The organism is Micromonospora sp. NBC_01412, assembly GCF_045040215.1.
GTDB lineage: Bacteria > Actinomycetota > Actinomycetes > Mycobacteriales > Micromonosporaceae > Micromonospora > Micromonospora rubida.
In genome coordinates, this window is sequence record NZ_CP109528.1 from 3883220 (window position 1) to 3898763 (window position 15544).

A 15544-nucleotide genomic window follows, 5' to 3' on the forward strand; every position below is an offset into this window, starting at 1 on the left:
GCGCTGCGCCGACCAATGCCCACGTGCCAGCTCCTTGTCACATCACGGACCGCGCGTCGCGACTGGCCCACACGGGGATCGTGGCCAGTTTTCCCGACATTTGACCTTTGAAGCAAGAGCTGACCGCCCATTGACCCGGGTCGACGCCGAAGAGCGTCCGGACCCCGATCGGGCGAGATCAGCAAGCCCGCGATCGTCCCTCAACAACAGCTTGCGTAGCCTGTGCGCCATGGGCTGGAACACCTCCGCGGTCTTCGTCGCCGACCACGATCCGCTCGCCATGCTGACCACCGCCGCGACGGCCACCGGAGAAGAGGTCCACGGCGACGAGGCGACCTCGGGCCTGCGACACGACGTCGTCTACACGGCCCGGACCGGGCGGTGGCACGAGCTGTGGGACCCATCCCTGGTGTACGTGACGACAGAGATCGACCTGACCGGCCACCGGGCGCTGTCGGTCGTCTTCTCCAGCGTCAGCAGTAGTTACGGGTTCACCTATCACGACGGGCAGACCCTGGCCCGGCGTCTCGTCTACGCCGACGGGGAACCCGTGGTCAACGAGGGTGCCCCACTGCCGGTCGAGCAGGGGCTGACCTTCCCGGCGTGGGGGCCGGACGAGGACTTCGTCTGGGCCGTCATCGACGAGATCACCGGCATCACCTTCGACCTGGACCGCCGTTATCAGGTCCATCAGGTCCACTGACTGTCGCCTGAGCCAGCGGTGCGGGCACGCCGTGGAGATCTCGAAATCGCGCGCCATCTGGTCAGGAGCCAACCGGGAGGAGTCCCGGCCTTTCCCGACATCCAAGCCGGGCGGTTGGTCGTCAGAGCGGAATGAGACCGGATCGGGCGGCGTACCAGCCGAGTTGCATCCGGCTGTTGGCTCCGGTCAGCTTCATCAGGCGACGTAGCCGGCGTTGCACCGTGCGTTCGCTGGTGCCGAGCCGCCCGGCGACGGTCTTGTCCGGCAGCCCGGACAGCAGCAGCGTGAGCAGGAGGACATCGACCTCGTCCATGGCCTGTGCGCCGTCGGCGAGGCCGGCGGCGGTGACCCGGAGCGGTGTTGCCGCCGCCCAGACCCGCTCGAACAGGTCAACCAGCATCCGGACCAGAGACTCGCCACGGATCAGCAGGAAACCGGGGTGCATGCTCGTCTGGTCGGCCCGCATCGGCAGGAGGACGGCGTGCCGATCGATGACTATCATCTTGTTCGGTAGGGCATCCGCGATCCTGATCTCGTAGCCGCTCTTCAGGAGTCCGATGATCTCTTCGGAAACTCGGGAGTCGTCAAAGGCGCTGCGTTCGTAGACGTAGCGGTACGTCGGCGCGAACCTGCTGAAGGTTTCGAGATCGGGGCTAAGGATGTATGGCGTGTGCAGGCCGTTGTCATGGCCAGTGACCAGACCGAGTGAGACGAGCTTGGCCAGGCAGTCGCTGACGGTCGCGGGAACGATGCCGAGAGCGTCCGACACCTCGGTGACGGTTGTCTGACGGCGGCGGAGGATCTCGGCGTAGACCGCCTCCTCGCGCTCGTCAATGCCGAACCCACCTAGCATCTCGCCCCCTCCCACCTGCTGTTTTGCGCCGTACCAGTCTCGGCTACCGCCATCGGCCCGCTGACCCGGTACTCGGCATGTGGGATCGGGCAGCCGGGCGGCCCCCCGGCCGGTGTGTGGCGAAGACCCGACATGTCTGGTGCTCGCCAGGCTGCACCGTAGCGCCGCCGGCCGGACATTGACCAGGCTGTTTGATCACTAGGCGCTCTCGCGTCTATAGATGGGAGTCCATGAAACGCGGGTATGGCGTAGACGGACGCTGCCCGGCGCCACCGTCGCTGCCGCGCTCGTCGCGACGGGCGGCGGTGCGGCAGCCCACGGGCAGCCGAAGGCCACTCAAGGCGGGGTGACCACGGTCCCCGGGTCGGCGCAGACGACCAAGCAGGTCACCCTGCTAACCGGTGATGTCGTCACGGTGACGAGCGGCGCGAACCAGCCGACTGCGGTGGCAGTGAACGGGCACGAGGGTTCGAACGGAAGAACCACCATCACCACCGTCGGCAAGGACATCTACGTCCTGCCCAAGGAGGCTCAGTCGCTGATCACCGCCGGGCGGTTGGACCGGCGGTTGTTCAACGTGACTGGTCTGATCGAGCAGGGGTACGACGACGCCCGTACGGGGTCGATCCCGCTGATCGTGCGCTACCGGGGCAACGGCGTCGCGGCACGTGCGGCGGCCCCCTCGGGCGGCCAGATGCTCCAGCCGCTGACCAGCATCAACGGTGCGGCGATGGTTGCGGACAAGAAGCAGGCGGAGGTGTTCTGGGAGGCCATCGACGACGATGGCCCGCTGGCGGGTACGGCGCGGACCCAGCTCGCCGGTGGAATCGACCGGGTCTGGCTGGATGCCAAGGCCAAGGCGCTGCTCGACGTGAGCGTGCCCCAGATCGGCGCGCCTGGCGCCTGGGCGGCGGGTTACGACGGCGCCGGGGTGAAGGTCGCGGTGCTGGACACCGGAGTCGACCCGAGTCACCCGGACCTCACCGGAAGGATCGCCGACAGCCGGAGCTTCATTCCCGGAGTACCTCGGATTCGCGAACGGGCCCGGGTTCGCCTTCCCGGCCCTGCCGGAGCGGGCCGAGTACCGGGTGACGCTCGACGTGGCGCGGGAAGACCCCTGGTGGACGACCTCCACCAAGGTCAACACTGCCTGGACGTTCCACTCGCAGAGCGCGGGTACCCGGCAGATCATGCCGATGCTGTCGGTCGACTACGACGTGGATGTCGACCTCAACAACCGGGCCAAGGCCGACTCCCGGTTCGACATCGGCCTGACCGTCCGGCACCCGAACGGGCTGTCCGGGCCGGCGGTACGGAACGCGAAGCTGTGGGTCTCCTACGACGACGGCGCGACCTGGAAGTCCGTCGACGTCGACCGGAAGCGGACGGGACAGTTCGAGTCCACCGTCCGGCACCCGAAGTTGGCCGCGACCAACGGGTTCGTGTCGCTGCGGGTGCAGGCCACCGACGCTGACGGCAACACCGTCGAGCAGACCGTGACCCGTGCCTACCAGCTCCGGTAACAGCTAGCGCTCACCCGGACGCTCCCACCCGGATTGCCGGGTGGGAGCGTCCGACGGGAGGCTCCGACGGGGGACAGTAGGATCGACATCCTTCTACCTCAGCGTCCTATTCGGAGGAACTCCTCTATGACGGGTCTACTCGCCCGGGTCCTCACGTCGGCCTGCCTGGCACTCGCGACCGCCGGCGCCTCGGTGCTCGCGGTCGTGGGCACCACCGCTGCCGTGGCCACGCCGGCCCAGGCCGCTGGCCCCCGGCCCAACTTCCAGATGCCGCTTCCCTGCGGCGAGACCTGGAGACTGGCCACCTACTACGGCCACGACGACTACGACATCGACATGACCTTCACCGGCGGGGCCAGCAACGGCCGGCCGGTCCTCGCCTCGTACAGCGGCACCGTCACGTTCGCCGGCTGGGGGAACAGCGGCGGATGGTACGTGATCATCGATCACGGTGGCGGTTGGCGGACACTCTCCCTGCACATGATCGAGGCGCCGATGGTCGCTGCCGGGCAGTGGGTGTCCACCGGCCAGCAGATCGGCCGGGTCGGCAGCACCGGCAACTCCACCGGCCCGCACCTGCACTACGAGCAGGTGCGCGACGGCGTCAAGACGGAGTCGTACTTCAACGGGGTGGCCTCCGGCATCACCTCCGACGGCAGCCCGTCCACCGGTCCGCTGTACATCTCCGGCCCCACCTCGCCGGCCCGGAACATGACCAGCCAGAACTGTGGGCAGGCCGCCGCCAACCGCCAGGTGTACGAGTCCGGCAGCCACAGCGGTTGGCAGATGCTGCCGGTCAACAGCATCACCGGCTCGGCCACCGCGTCCATGGTCCTCAACGGCAACAAGCTGCTCTACACGGTCAACGGCGGCAGGGTGTACGAGGCGTCCAGCGACACCGGGTGGCGCAACCTCTGGACCGGCATCTCCGGCGTCAGCAACAACGCCCTGGCCGCGATCAACGTCGACGGCGTGAAGTACGTCTACACCGTGGTCGGTGGGATGGTGCACGAGGCGTCCAGCGGCAACGGGTGGCGGAACCTGAACACCGGCATCTCCGGGGCCAGCGCCAACGCCCTGGCCGCGATCAACCTCAACGGCGTGAAGATCGTTTACACCGTGGTCGGCGGGGCGGTGCACGAGGCTGCGAGCAACAGCGGTTGGCGGAACCTGAACACGGGCGTCTCCGGGGTCAGCGCCAATGCCCTGGCCGTGATCAGTCTCGACGGCGTGAAGTACGTCTACACCGTGGTCGGTGGGATGGTGCACGAGGCGTCCAGCGGCAACGGGTGGCGGAACCTCAACTCCGGGATCTCCGGGGTCAGCGCCGACGCCCTGGCGGCGATCAACTTCAACGGTGTGAAGATCGTTTACACCGTGGCCGGGGGGACGGTGCACGAGGCGGCCAGCAACAGCGGCTGGCGGAACCTCAGCTCCGGAGTCCGTGGCACGGCCGTCTCGGCGACGAGCAACAGTGGGGTGAAGATCCTCTACACCGTCTGACGGCCACCTCGGCACGCCCGGACCGTACGGTCCGACACCGCCTGCCTGGCGACCACGGCCCGGGTCCCACCGGATACCGGATACCGGATCGGATCGCCAGGCAGGCGGGCCCCCCACGTCCCCGACGGCGCCGGTCGACGTGGCCGATCCCGGCCGCCACCGAGCCGGTCCGGGTGCCGCCACCGCCGGCGGCACCCGGACCCACCGGTCAGCTACCGCAGATGCCGTACCCGTTGAGGCTCCACGTGCCGGCGAAGCCGTCGGCGTCCTCGGTCGCCCGCACCCGCACGGTGGTGCCCGAGGTGATGTTGATTGCGTTGAGCAGCACCTGACCGTTGCCGGCGTTGATGTCGGCCCCCGCGCTGTAGAGCGCCTTGCCGGCCGGGCAGGTCTTGAGGTGGGTGCTCTGCGGGTCGCTCGAACTGGTCCCCGTCACCACGATCCGCTCCAGCCCGGCGGGCGCGGTGGCGCAGACCGCGAACGACGTGGCGCTCCAGCCGGTCGGCGAGGTGCCCTGCACCGCGACCGCCCGGACGGTCACCGACGTCAGGTCGAACGACGGCACCACCTGGTCGAGCACGACGTCGCCCAGGCCGCTGTTGATTCGCCCGCCCATCCCGATGACCTTCTTCGTCCCGCAGCTGGCCGTGACGAACTCCGTACCGACCGCCCCGGTCGTCGCCACGACCTGGTAGCCGGCCGGTGCGGTGGCGCACTGGGCGAGGGCCTGGAGCCCCCAGTCGCCGGTGAAGTTCGTCGGGCCCACCTCCCGCATCGTTGCGAAGAAGCCGGTGCCGTTCGCCAGCGGCTCCAGCCGGTCCAGCCCGACCCGGCCGTCGGCCGCCGACCCGGCCGTGAGGAAGCCGCCGCCCCCGGTGACCACCTTGCCGGCCGGGCACGATGCGAGCGCCGACTTGTCCAGGCTGCTCTCGGCCGCCGACTGGGAGACCGTCTCCAGCCCGGCGGGGTCCGCCGAGGCCGGTGCCGCCCCGCCGATTGCCCCCAGCATCGCCGCCGCCCCGACGACCGCCGTCAGCACGCCACGTCCCGTGATTGCTCGCATTGCCGATCTCCCTGTCCACCCCGGACGGCCGGCGCGCTGGCACCGGCCCGTCTCCGCCGGTCCGTCGCCGGCGGCTGGGGGAAGCCTGGGCGGCCACGCTTGGCGTCTGCTATCCGACGGCTTGCCTCCGGCCACTCCACACGGTCCCGTCCATAGACTTGGGCCGTCCGATCACGACTGGTGGGGAACGTCATGCGGTGGTCCGTCCTCGGTCCTGTCCAGGTCACCGCCGGGGGCCGGATCCTCGCCATCGACCGTCCCCAGCAACGCGCGGTGCTCGCGCTGCTGCTGCTCGACGCCGACCGGCTGGTCTCCGCCGGGCAGCTCGTGGCGGCGCTCTGGGCGGACGACCCGCCGGCCACCGCCCGGACCCAGGTGCAGGTCTGCGTCTCCCGGATCCGGGCGGCCCTGCGCGCCGAGGGCGCGGCCGGCCTGCTGGTCACCCAGGGCGGCGGCTACCGGCTCACCGTGCGCGGGACGGAGCTGGACCTGGCCGAGTTCACCGCGGCGGTCGAGCAGGCCCGCGCCGAGGAGGCGGCCGGCCGGCCGGTGGAGGCGGCGCGGCTGCTGCGCGCCGGCCTGGCGCTGTGGCGCGGGCCGGCGCTGGCCGGCGCGGCGGGTGCCTTCGTCGCCACCGCCGCCGCCGGCCTGGACGAGCAGCGGCTGGCCGCCCACGAGCGGCTCGCCGCCGTGGAACTCGGCCTCGGCCGGTGCACCGGGGTCGCGCATTCCCTGCGCCCCCTGGTCGCCGCCCACCCGCTGCGCGAGCCGCTGGTGGCCCGGTACCTGCTTGCCCTGGCCGGCTGCGGCCAGCAGGCCGCCGCGCTGCGGTTGTACGCCGAGACCCGGCGTCAACTCGTCGACGAGCTGGGCGTGGAGCCGGGTGCCGAGTTGGCCGAGGCGCACCTGCGGGTGCTGCGGGGCCAGGTGCCGGCCCGGACCGTACCGCCGGGCCCCGGCCCGTCGCCCGCGCCCGACCGACCCGCCGGCTCGACAACCTCCGCCACCCCCGGGCCGACGCCCACCACGCCGGATTCTGCCGAGCCCGGGCCGGATTCCGCCGGGGCCGTCGCGCCCCAGCCTGTCGGGCCGCCCCCGGCGCAGCTTCCCGGCGAGCCGGTCTGGTTCACCGGGCGGACGGCGGCGTTGCGCGAGCTGAACGCCCTGTTGCCCGGCGATCCCGCCGCCGGGGACGGCACCACCCGCACCGGCGACGCCGGCGGCGGGGACGGCGCCGGCCGGGCGGTCGTGATCTCCGCGATCGCCGGCACCGCCGGGGTGGGCAAGACCACCCTCGCGGTGCACTGGGCGCACCGGATCGCGCATCGCTACCCGGACGGGCAGCTCTACGTCAACCTGCGCGGGTTCGACCTCGACGGCCGGGCGGTCCCGCCGGCTGAGGCGCTGCGCGGCTTCCTGGCGGCGCTGCACGTGCCGCCCCAACGGGTGCCCACCGACCTGCCCGGGCAGTCCGCGCTGTTCCGGAGCCTGCTCGCCGGCCGGCGGGTGCTGGTGCTGCTCGACAACGCCCGCGACGACGAGCAGGTACGGCCCCTGCTGCCGGGATCACCGGGCAGCCTGGTCGTGGTGACCAGCCGCAACCGGCTCACCGGGCTGGTCGTCAGCGACGGGGCCCGTCCGGTGACCCTGGACCTGCTCGCGCCCGCGGAGTCGCGGGAACTCCTGGGTCGCCGGCTCGGCCGCGGTCGCGCCGGCACTGAGCCGGCGGCGCTCAACGAGATCGTGCGGCGCTGCGCCGGCCTGCCGCTGGCGCTGGCCATCGTGGCCGCCCGGGCCGTCGGCCAGCCTGACGTGCCGCTGGCCGCCCTCGCCGCGGAACTGCGCGACACCAACGCGGACCGGCTCGCCGCGCTGGAGACCGGTGACCCCGCGACCGACGCCCGGGCGGTCTTCTCCTGGTCGTACCGGGCGCTGGACGCCGAGTCCGCCCGGCTGTTCCGGTTGCTCGGTCTGCACCCCGGCCCCGACGTCGCGCGGCCGGCGGTGGCCAGCCTGGCCGGTCTGCCCCTGTCCCGGGTCGGCCCGGTGCTGGCCGGGCTGGCCCGGGCGAACCTGCTCACCGAGCGCGTCCCCGGCCGGTACGCCATGCACGACCTGCTCCGCGCCTACGCCTCCGAGCTGTGTCACGAGGCCGAGCCGGAGGCCGAGCGGGCAGCCGCCCGGAGCCGTCTCCTCGACCACTACCTGCACGCCACGCACGCGGCCGACCACCTGCTCGACCCGTACCGGTTGGCCCGGCCGGCGACGCTGCCGGCGCCGGAGCAGGGGGTAACGGTGGGCGACCGGCCAGACCACGCCTGGGCGACCGGCTGGTTCACGGCCGAGCACCACGTCCTGCTCGCCGCCGTGGAACAGGCGGCGGGCACCGGCCTGGACCGGCACGCGTGGATGCTGGCCGCCGCCCTCACCACGTACCTCGACCGGCGTGGGCACTGGCCCGAGCTGGCAGCCGCGCACCGCACCGCCCTGGTGGCGGCCCGGCGCCGGGGCGACCTGGCCGGGCAGGCCCTGGCGCACCGGGGCCTGGCCATCGCCTGCACCTGGCTGGGCGACCACCGGGGGGCGCACCTGCACTACGGCCGTGACCTGGAGCTCTACCGGGAACTGGGCGACGACACCGGTCGGGCGCACACGCACCTCGGGGTGAGCTGGGTGCTGGCCCGGCAGGGCCGGCACCGGGCGGCGCTCGACGAGACACAGCGGGCGCTCGACCTCTACCGGGTCGCCGGCTACCGGGTCGGGCAGGCCAAGGCGCTCAACAACCTGGGCTGGCTGCACGCCCGCCTCGGCGAACCCGGGCCGGCGCTGCACTGCTGCCGGGCGGCCCTGCGCCTGCACGAGGAGAACGGCGACCGGCACGGCGCCGCCCTGACCTGGGACAGCCTCGGCTACGTCCACCACGGGCGCGGTGACCACGGGCAGGCCGCGGACTGCTACCGGCGGGCGCTCGCGCTGCACCGCGAGCTGGGCGACCGGTACGACGAGGCGGAGGTGCTGGACAACCTCGGCGACACCGAGCGCGCGGCCGGCGACCTCGCCGCCGCCCGGCGGGCCTGGCGGGCGGCGTCGGCAATCTTCGACGAACTGCGCCACCCCGACGCCGACCGGCCCCGGGCCAAGCTGGCCGCCACCGCCGGGCCGCCCAGACCGCAGTCGTTCCGGCCCGCCCCACTCGTGGTCGGTCAGACCGCCCCGGGCCGCGCGGCGCCTGCCGAGCGGCACCCCTGAGGTCTGGGGCCGCTCGGCCCTTCAGCGATCGGGTCTACGCGGATCGGCCCTACGGCTTCCAGGAGCCGGCGGCCTCCAGCTTGTGCCGGTACTCCATCGCGCCGTTCTGGTTGGCCACGTCGAAGGTGACGCTGCCGGTGCGCTTGCTGCCCTCCCGCAGGTTGACGCCGGAGTCGAGCAGGTCGCCGCAGCCGGCGAACGCGCCGGCGATCCCGTTCTCGGTGGTGCCGTCGTCGGCGACCCACTGGAAGTAGAACGGGTTGATCGACATGTTGCCCTTCTTCACCGTCGCGGTGACGTCCGCGATCAGGTAGAGACCCTTGTCGGGGGCGGGCGAGTACGCCTTGCAGCCCTTGGTCGAGGTGCGGAACCGTAGCACCGTGATCTCCAGGGTGCCCTCGTCGTCGGTGATGACCAGGCTCTGGCCGGCCTTCAGGTTGAAGGTCTCACCGTCCGCCGGGGTCGACGACGAGGACGGGCGGTCGGTCGGCAGGCCGCCCGGGGCGGTGGTCTCCACGGGCCCAGGAAGCTGCCGCTCCGCCTCCTTCGCTGCCTCGTCGACGCCCTTGACGAGCGCCACCACGCCGCCGATGCAGCAGAGCAGGGCGAGCACCGCCGCGATGACCGCGATGATGATGATCGGCTTCTTGCTGCTCTTCTTCGGCTGGACCGGGCCGAGCGGGTAGCCCGGGCCGCCCGGCGCGGCGCCCGGCTGGTACGGCGGGTACGGCGATCCCGAGGTGGGCGGGTATGGCGTGCCGGACACCGGCGGGTACGCCGCGTCCGGGGCGGGCGGCGGCGGGTATCCACCCGGTTGGTATGCCGGATCCGGGGCGGGCGACGGCGTGAACCCGCCCTGCGGCTGCTGGTACGGGGACCCGGAGGCCGGCGGGTACGGCGCCCCCGACACCGGCGGCGGGTAGGGCGCACCGGAGACCGGCGGCGGCGCGTACGGCGCACCGGACACGGGCGGTGGGGGCAGCGGTGCGGTCGGATCGGCCGGCCACTGTGGCACGGGCGCCGTCGGCGGTTCCTGGTTCGGCTGGTATGGATCCTGCGGCCCGTAAGGGGGCTGGGGGTGGCTCACCGTACTCCTCGGCACCTGATCACGATCGCGACGACCTGACGGTATCGCCCCCGGCAAGGTACCGGGTGCACGTACCGTCTCAGCGGGGTAACAGGATGGCGGCGGTACGGACCAGATCGGCGTCGACAGCGAACCGGCCGGTGATCGTCGCGGGTGGGTCGGGCACCGGGGCCGCGTCCAGCCGGGCGGCGGCGATCCGGGCCGTGAACAGGCCGGAGTCCGGGTCCAGCTCGACCCGGGCGTCGTGGAAGTCGAGCCAGGTGCCGACGATCGGGTGCCAGACCTTGTAGACGGTCTCCTTGGCGCTGAACAGCACCGCCGGCCAGGAGACGCCGGCCGGCAGCCGGGCGCAGTCGTCCCACTCCTCGGGCAGGCCGATCAGCCGGCGTACCCCGGCGTTGAGCTCCTTGTGCTGCTCGGCGTCCATGCCGACGGAGCGGACCTGGTCGGCGCGGGCCGCCGCCGCGGCACAGTAGCCGTGGGTGTGGGTGATGGTGCCGACCACCCCGGCCGGCCAGACCGGGGACCGGTCCGGTGCCGACGGCAGGGCGACGGCCGGCATCCCGAGCCGGGTGAGCGCCCGCCTGGCGCAGACCCGCCCGGCGGTGAAGTCCCGCAGTCGGCTCTCCACCGCCCGCTCGCCGAGGCAGGCCCGCTCGGCGGGCAGCAGGTCCCCGACCCAGTCGTCGGACCCGGCGACGGCCACCGCCACCTCGGGCGGCAGCAGGTCACGCATTCCCGGCCCCGACCGCCGCACCGCCGGAGGCCCGGCCCCCGGCCGCGTCGCTCGGCCCCGCGCCCCCGGCCACGTCGCCGGCCAGCCAGGCGCGCACCCGCTCCCGCTCGGCGTCGAGCCCTGTCGGGCGGCCCAGCAGTTGGCGCCCGGCCCGCCGGGCCAGCACCTGCTCGGTGGTCAGCTCCCGGATGCTCATCGGTGCCGAACGTACCGCAAGCGGGTGCCATCGGAGGGCCCCGGACGCGGCCCGACCGATCCCCGCCGATGGCCGCCCCCTTGGAAGAGGGAGCGGCCACCGGCGGGTCGGCGTGCGGCACGGCCGGGAGGGGCGCCGGTGAGGGGCTCGGCGGTCAGGGGCTCGGCGGTCAGGGGCGGCGCGGGCGGCGGGTCAGGGCGAAGCCGACCACGCCGGCCACGGCGGCCAGCACGCCGCCGGCCGTGGTCCAGATCCAGCGGGAGGACACCTCGGGCAGCCAGCCGGTGAGGAAGGACTCGTCGTCCTCCTCCTCGGCCGGCGTCGCCGCCGGCTCGCCGGTCAGCACCGTGCCGGCCTTCGTGTTCGGCACCAGCGGCGCCTTCAGCTCCCCGTCGTCGGCCGGGGCGTCGCCGTCGCCCACGTCCGAGACCAGCAGGTCCACGTCGATCGGCAGGCCGAGGTCCGGCTCCGGCAGGTCCACCACCGAGAGCCGGACGTAGTACGTGCCGGGCAGCGGGTCGGCCGACCACGGCTCCGCCCAGGACCGGACCTGACGCAGCGTGCAGTCGAGCGGAACGCTGGTCGCCGACGCCGCGGCGGTCGGGGCCTGCGCCCCCGCCGTGCACGCCTGCCGGCGGCGCAGGCCGTCGAAGACCTCGACGGTCCAGGTGGACGCGCCGGTGCGGCCCTTGGGGAAGCTGACCGTCGCGGTGATCTCGTGGATCTGCCCGGCGCGGGCCGGGAAGGACCAGTAAAGGTGGTCGCCGGTCGAGGCGCCGACCCGGACCGGCTGCCCGGCGGCGATTCCGGTGGCGGTCAGGAAAGAGGTGCCGGCCTTGGTGACTGTGGCGGCCCCGGGGGAGGGGGTGGGCACGGCGAGCTCGTTCCGGGTCGCGGGGGGCGGCGGGCCGGCCAGCGCGGGCGCGCTCGGCAGGGCCAGCGCGGCGGCGGCCGGCAGTGTCAGGACGGCTGCGGCGGCCAGCGCCGCCCCGGACCGGATCAGCGGGGTACGCATCGTCAGTTCTCCCTCCAGGTCGCGACCCACCAGCGGGTGAGCAGGCCGGCGACGAGGCCGGTGAGCAGGCCGGCCAGGGTCAGCAGCATCAGCAGCACCCAGCCCCGGCCCAGGTCCGGCCCGCCCGGGGCGGGCGACGAGGCGACCACGTCCACGGTCAACTCGATCGGCATGCCGGGGGTGGCCCGGGTGCCCGGACGGGGTGCGAAGGCGTTGCTGACCACCAGGCAGACGGTGGTCGGGGTGGCGTCCGCGTCGCCCGGCGCCGGGGTCGGCGTCTCCCCCTCGTCGGCGTCGTCCGAGTCGGCGGCGGCCGACCAGCGCAGGCCGGCGGAGACCACGTCGGTACGGCCGCTGCCGGCGTCCACGCCGCGGACCAGTTCGCGGCCGTCCGGCGCGGTGGCCCGCAGCAGCACCCCGTAGTCCGGGTTGACCGGGCGGTCCAGCGCGATGCTCACCGAGGCGCGCAGCTCCTGCCCGGGGCGCACCGGGACCCGGTACCAGCGGTGCTCGGAGAACTGCTCCCGGTCGGTGTAGACACCGGGGGCGAGCAGCGGCGCGTCCGGGCAGCGGGCGGAGCCGCCCACCACGGTCGGGGCCGCGGTGTACGTGTCCCGGGCGCGGTCGACCAGCTGCTTGATCCGGCCGGTCAGCTCGTCCGCGCTCTGCGCGGCCGTGTACGTCCCGCCGGTCGCGTTGGCGATGCAGAGCAGCTGCCGGCGCACCTTCTCGTCGGGGGCCAGGCCGAGGGTGTCCACCACCAGCTTGGTGCCCTGCGCGGCCAGCTCCCGGGCGACCTCGCACGGGTCCGGCGGGGCGCAGGTGTCCTCGCCGTCGGTGATCAGCACGATCCGGCGGGCGGTGGCGCCGGTGCCCAGGTCCTGGGCGGCCGAGCGGAGCGCCAGCCCGACCGGGGTGAAGCCGGTTGGCCGGAGGGTCGCCACCGCGGCCTTGGCCTGGGTCCGGTCCACCTGGCCGACCGGCACGATCTGCTGGGTGTCCTGGCAGCCGACCTTCTTGTCCTTGCCCTTGTAGGTGGCGCCGAGGACCCGGATGCCGAGCTGGGTCTCCTCCGGCAGCGCGTCCACGACCTCGTTGAACGCCTGCTGCGCCACGGAGATCCGGCTCTGCCCGTCGATGTCCCTGGCCCGCATCGAGCCGCTGACGTCGAGCACCAGCTCGACCCGGGGTGGCTCGGCGGGGGTATCCTCGTCGGCCCACGCGGGCGTTGGCCCGCTCAGCACGATCCCGGGACCGATCAGGACGGTCGCCGCCAGCAGTCCACCGAGGACGGATGTCGATCGTCTTCTGTTGATCACTAGGGCGAGTGTAGTGAGATCCACTTCGGACGGTAGGTCGCCCCCCGGCAGCTGTCCGGCGCCCCTCGGCGGCCCCGGCGGCCCGCACGGGCCGCACGGCGCCCTCTCCGGGGCGCGGGGATCTCGCCAGGTCTTCGCCGGATGACTGACGGTTAGCTGCCTGGTGTAAACCACCAGGCTGGGGTGAGTCTCGTCAGAAATCTGACCCGAGTCCACCCGTTGTGTCGGTGGTGCCCGGTGGTTAAGCTCTACGTGCGCGCCCCAATCGCCCGCTTCCCCCGTGGCAGGCGATCGGGGCGCGCGTCTTCGTGCCCGGGCCCATCGAGGCCTCGCGCCAGAGCCGTCGGCTATCCGATATCCGACGTCGTCTCCGGTTCCGCTTACCGGGCTGCCGGCCCCGCCCCGCCATTACCGTCCGCGACAGCCGCAGTGGCCCTCACGCGGGCGGCCGACCACCGGGCGCGGGGTGCCGCCGCGAGGCCTTCGTCAGATCCAGCGGCCGTCCAGCCATATCCGGGCCGACCACTCCGCGTACGGCAGCAGCTTTCCCACGAAGATCGGATAGAAGTACGCGAAGCAGAGCGCGACCAGCAGCACGTACGCGCCGACCACGATCCCGCCGATCAGCCGTCGGTCGGCCGCGTCGTCGTTCGGCACGGGGGGCTGGTCCCCGACCGGCGACCGGGCCCCGGCAGGGGCCGGGGAGGCGATGGCGCCCAGCACGTAGACCACCGCGAGCACCAGGAACGGCAGGGCCGGCGCGGCGTAGAAGGAGAACATCGTCCGCCCGTCCAGGGCGAACCAGAACCAGGGCAGCAGGCCGACCGCCGCGCAGAGCAGGATCGCCCCGGCCCGCCAGTCCCGCCGGGCCGCGCCGATCCAGGCCGCCCCGAACAGGGCGGGCAGGAACGACCACCACAGCAGCGGCGTGCCGAGCAGTAGGACCTCGGAGGCGCAGGTCGGCGCTCCGCAGGCGCCGTCGCCGGACCAGTAGAACGCCACGGGCCGGCCGAGCAGCAGCCACTGCCACGGCCAGGACTGGTACTTGTGCGGCTCGGCGAGCTGTGTGTGGAAGCCGTACGCGGCCTTGTGGTACTCCCACAGGTTGTTCAGCGCCCCGAGGTACGGGGTGTCGCTGAGCCCGGGCACGTTCGGGTACCGGGCGGCGAGCCGGTAGTAGCCGTCGTCGGTCAGCAGCCAGCCCGACCAGGTGGCCACGTAGGTGACGACCATCAGCACCCCGGCCAGCGCCAGCCAGGGCACCTCGTGCAGCAGGGCGTCGCGCCACGGCCGGCGCACCCCGGCTGACCGGCGGACGCCGACCTCCCAGAACAGGGCCAGCAGCGCGAAGGCCGGCAGGAAGTAGACCCCGCTCCACTTCACCGCGCAGGCGCAGCCGAGCAGCACCCCGGCCGCCAGTCGCCACCAGGGCCAGGTCCGCCAACCGCCGGCCGGCCGGCCTGCCCGCCCCTCGGCGGTGGGGTCCAGCCCGGCCTCCAGCGCCCGGCTCCACCGCCGCCGCCGGGCGTCCCGGTCGAGGACCAGGGCGCCGAACGAGGCCAGCACGAACAGCAGCAGGAAGATGTCGAGCAGGGCGGTGCGGGAGAGCACCAGGTGGAAGCCGTCCAGGGCGAGCAGCAGGCCGGCGGCGCAGCCGAGGGTGGTGGAGCGGAACAGTCGGCGGCCGATGCGGACCAGCAGCAGCACCGACACGATGCCGGCGATCGCGGCGCCGAAGCGCCAGCCGAACTCCGGGGCGGTGGTCATCAGGTGCCCCGGCACGGAGATGTTGTGCTCCGCGTCGGAGTATCCGAACGCCCACTCGCCGAGCCCGATCAGCCACTTGCCCAGCGGCGGGTGCACCACGTACGACGGGCCGTTGTCCTTGTAGTTCCACTCGACGCCCTTGTCGACCAGCCCCCAGCCGTCGCGGGCGTAGTAGATCTCGTCGAAGATCTTGCCCTTCGGGCTGCTGAGGCCGACCAGGCGCAGGATCGCCGCGATCGCCACCACGACGGCGGTGGCCAGCCACGAGTTGATGTCCAGCCGGGCGTCGACGGTCGCCAGCCGCCGCCGCACGATCGCGGCGACGCCCCCACCGCCGCTGGTGGGGGGAGGCGCGGATTCCTCGGTCGCGGCGCCGGTTCCGGCGTGCTCCGATTCCATTCGGCCCACGCTCGCGCTCTGCGCTGTCGACGCACTCGTCACGAGCCGATCGTAGGCTGCGGAGGTGCCCGGTGGCGCCCGTCGTCCCCGATACCGGTACAGCTGTCGATGAAGGAGTAGGTCTCGTGGGT

The 15544-nt window shown here is 73.2% G+C and carries 12 protein-coding genes and 1 pseudogene; 5 read left to right on the top strand and 8 right to left on the bottom strand.

Translation table 11 applies throughout. The annotated features are described in order from the left end of the window. Positions 1 to 229 precede the first annotated feature (229 nt). The gene (locus tag OG617_RS17920) at positions 230 to 703 is read left to right on the top strand and encodes a hypothetical protein (RefSeq protein ID WP_405103239.1); all 474 of its coding nucleotides are present in this window, start codon (positions 230 to 232) and stop codon (positions 701 to 703) included. 121 nt (positions 704 to 824) lie between these two features. Here the strand turns inward: OG617_RS17920 and OG617_RS17925 are convergent, their stop codons facing one another. After that, complete coding sequence (locus OG617_RS17925) at positions 825 to 1556, bottom strand: helix-turn-helix domain-containing protein (protein ID WP_405103241.1); 732 nt, start codon at positions 1554 to 1556, stop codon at positions 825 to 827. Between the two features lie 730 nt (positions 1557 to 2286). On the opposite strand from OG617_RS17925, the pseudogene OG617_RS17930 reads away from it, so the two are divergent. The 3 genes and pseudogenes from OG617_RS17930 to OG617_RS17940 form a co-directional block, all read left to right on the top strand. Next, positions 2287 to 2544: pseudogene (locus tag OG617_RS17930) on the top strand (S8 family serine peptidase); the annotation flags it as partial. A 100-nt stretch (positions 2545 to 2644) separates the two neighbouring features. Continuing rightward, positions 2645 to 3079, top strand: coding sequence for a hypothetical protein (locus OG617_RS17935; RefSeq protein WP_405104140.1), 435 nt, complete (start codon positions 2645 to 2647; stop codon positions 3077 to 3079). A gap of 126 nt (positions 3080 to 3205) precedes the next feature. Next, positions 3206 to 4582 carry a M23 family metallopeptidase gene (locus tag OG617_RS17940; protein WP_405103243.1) on the top strand — a complete coding sequence of 459 codons (1377 nt, stop codon included), beginning with the start codon at positions 3206 to 3208 and terminating at the stop codon, positions 4580 to 4582. A gap of 208 nt (positions 4583 to 4790) precedes the next feature. On the opposite strand, the gene OG617_RS17945 is transcribed toward OG617_RS17940, so the two are convergent. After that, positions 4791 to 5645, bottom strand: coding sequence for a hypothetical protein (locus OG617_RS17945; RefSeq protein ID WP_405103245.1), 855 nt, complete (start codon positions 5643 to 5645; stop codon positions 4791 to 4793). Between the two features lie 192 nt (positions 5646 to 5837). Between OG617_RS17945 and OG617_RS17950 the strand changes: the two genes are divergently transcribed. Continuing rightward, positions 5838 to 8894, top strand: coding sequence for an AfsR/SARP family transcriptional regulator (locus tag OG617_RS17950; protein ID WP_405103247.1), 3057 nt, complete (start codon positions 5838 to 5840; stop codon positions 8892 to 8894). A 49-nt stretch (positions 8895 to 8943) separates the two neighbouring features. Here OG617_RS17950 and OG617_RS17955 read toward each other — a convergent pair whose 3' ends face one another. The 6 genes from OG617_RS17955 to OG617_RS17980 all read right to left on the bottom strand — a co-directional run bounded on the left by OG617_RS17955 (position 8944) and on the right by OG617_RS17980 (position 15413). After that, positions 8944 to 9981, bottom strand: a complete 1038-nt coding sequence (locus tag OG617_RS17955) for a hypothetical protein (protein WP_405103249.1) — start codon at positions 9979 to 9981, stop codon at positions 8944 to 8946. A gap of 79 nt (positions 9982 to 10060) precedes the next feature. After that, on the bottom strand, positions 10061 to 10717 hold the full coding sequence (locus OG617_RS17960) for a 4'-phosphopantetheinyl transferase (protein WP_396683660.1): 657 nt from the start codon (positions 10715 to 10717) through the stop codon (positions 10061 to 10063). Further along, positions 10710 to 10913, bottom strand: a complete 204-nt coding sequence (locus tag OG617_RS17965) for a hypothetical protein (protein WP_405103251.1) — start codon at positions 10911 to 10913, stop codon at positions 10710 to 10712. The genes OG617_RS17960 and OG617_RS17965 overlap by 8 nt, the downstream gene beginning before the upstream one ends. Before the next feature lie 169 nt (positions 10914 to 11082). After that, positions 11083 to 11928, bottom strand: coding sequence for a peptidase (locus OG617_RS17970; RefSeq protein WP_405103253.1), 846 nt, complete (start codon positions 11926 to 11928; stop codon positions 11083 to 11085). A 2-nt stretch (positions 11929 to 11930) separates the two neighbouring features. Next, a complete protein-coding gene (locus OG617_RS17975) occupies positions 11931 to 13247 on the bottom strand; it encodes a VWA domain-containing protein (protein WP_405103255.1) in 1317 nt (438 codons plus the stop codon). 486 nt (positions 13248 to 13733) lie between these two features. Further along, positions 13734 to 15413: a dolichyl-phosphate-mannose--protein mannosyltransferase gene (locus OG617_RS17980; protein ID WP_405103257.1), complete on the bottom strand. Its 1680-nt coding sequence runs from the start codon at positions 15411 to 15413 to the stop codon at positions 13734 to 13736. Positions 15414 to 15544: the final 131 nt, after the last annotated feature.

Coding starts and splice junctions, on each gene's coding strand:
- OG617_RS17920 (WP_405103239.1), top strand. CDS start 230: ATGGGCTGGAACACCTCCGCGGTCTTCGTCGCCGACCACGATCCGCTC.
- OG617_RS17925 (WP_405103241.1), bottom strand. CDS start 1,556: ATGCTAGGTGGGTTCGGCATTGACGAGCGCGAGGAGGCGGTCTACGCC.
- OG617_RS17940 (WP_405103243.1), top strand. CDS start 3,206: ATGACGGGTCTACTCGCCCGGGTCCTCACGTCGGCCTGCCTGGCACTC.
- OG617_RS17945 (WP_405103245.1), bottom strand. CDS start 5,645: ATGCGAGCAATCACGGGACGTGGCGTGCTGACGGCGGTCGTCGGGGCG.
- OG617_RS17950 (WP_405103247.1), top strand. CDS start 5,838: ATGCGGTGGTCCGTCCTCGGTCCTGTCCAGGTCACCGCCGGGGGCCGG.
- OG617_RS17960 (WP_396683660.1), bottom strand. CDS start 10,717: ATGCGTGACCTGCTGCCGCCCGAGGTGGCGGTGGCCGTCGCCGGGTCC.
- OG617_RS17965 (WP_405103251.1), bottom strand. CDS start 10,913: ATGAGCATCCGGGAGCTGACCACCGAGCAGGTGCTGGCCCGGCGGGCC.
- OG617_RS17970 (WP_405103253.1), bottom strand. CDS start 11,928: ATGCGTACCCCGCTGATCCGGTCCGGGGCGGCGCTGGCCGCCGCAGCC.
- OG617_RS17980 (WP_405103257.1), bottom strand. CDS start 15,413: ATGGAATCGGAGCACGCCGGAACCGGCGCCGCGACCGAGGAATCCGCG.